The organism is Streptomyces adelaidensis (assembly GCF_016598475.1).
Classification (GTDB): Bacteria; Actinomycetota; Actinomycetes; order Streptomycetales; family Streptomycetaceae; genus Streptomyces; species Streptomyces adelaidensis.
In genome coordinates this window covers 1-482 of the sequence record NZ_JAEMUX010000304.1, presented here as the reverse complement: position 1 = coordinate 482, position 482 = coordinate 1, and the positions used below count along the sequence as shown (strand labels likewise).

Genomic DNA, 482 nt, shown 5'->3' with positions numbered 1-482 from the left:
ACACCCTGTCCCACTTGGACGCGTTGGAGTCCGAGGCGGTGCATATCTTCCGCGAGGTGGCGGGTGAGTTCGAGCGGCCGGTGATCCTCTTCTCCGGCGGCAAGGACTCCATCGTCATGCTCCACCTGGCGCTGAAGGCCTTCGCACCGGCCACGGTGCCCTTCTCCCTGCTGCACGTCGACACCGGACACAACTTCCCCGAAGTCCTGGAGTACCGCGACCGCACGGTGGCCCAGCACCACCTGCGGCTGCACGTGGCCTCGGTGCAGGACTACATCGACCGGGGCGTGCTCCGGGAACGCCCGGACGGCACCCGCAACCCGCTGCAGACGGTGCCGCTGACGGAGAAGATCCAGGCGGAGAAGTTCGACGCCGTCTTCGGCGGCGGACGCCGCGACGAGGAGAAGGCCCGCGCCAAGGAACGGGTGTTCTCCCTGCGCGACGAGTTCTCCCAGTGGGACCCCCGCCGCCAGCGGCCCGAA

1 protein-coding gene is annotated in these 482 nt (G+C 68.9%); it reads left to right on the top strand.

All coding sequences use genetic code 11. The features are described 5' to 3' along the window. Positions 1–5: 5 nt before the first annotated feature. Positions 6–482, top strand: a 477-nt coding sequence (cysD, locus tag I8N67_RS41970; protein WP_200309662.1) for a sulfate adenylyltransferase subunit CysD, incomplete at its 3' end; no start/stop codon positions are given.